The organism is Dyadobacter sp. HNCC25DJ183, from assembly GCF_056895175.1.
Genome location: NZ_JBXHAP010000022.1, coordinates 1 through 552 on the forward strand (window position 1 = coordinate 1; position 552 = coordinate 552).

1 pseudogene is annotated in these 552 nt (G+C 53.4%); it reads left to right on the top strand.

From position 1 onward, the window contains the following. A pseudogene (locus AC1XTG_RS25585) lies at nt 1-552 on the top strand (gliding motility-associated C-terminal domain-containing protein); the annotation flags it as partial.

The window sequence follows — 552 nt, forward strand, 5'->3', positions numbered from 1 at the left end:
TACTGCTACAAAGTGGAAACGGTGGGCTCTTACAACAACAGCCAGATCAGGCCAGCTGTACTTTACAACTTCTCGCAAATACTGTGTGTATCTTCTTCGGATACCACCAAGCCTTGCCCGCCTGTGCTGGCACTTGACCCACTCAACTGTGATTCGTTACAAGCACACCCGGACGCATTCTGCGACTCGCCTACATTTACCAACCACCTCTCGTGGACCTATCCGCAGCAGGCAGACGGTAAAGAATGCGACGCGGCAGTGACCGCTTACAGGGTCTACTATGCCCGCTATGAAGATGAGACACCTGCCCTGATCGCAACAGTGACTATCCCGCCTGCACCGCTGGCAACAGAGTACGACCATACCGGCCTTACTTCCTTTGCAGGCTGCTACTATGTGACGGCCGTCAACAGGTTTGGTGCGGAGAGTGCCCCCAGCAATACCGTGTGCAAGGACAACTGCCCGATGTATGTGCTGCCCAATGTGTTTACACCAAATGGGGACACGAAAAACGATGTGTTCCAGCCTTATGAATGCCCTGCTTTTGTGCAG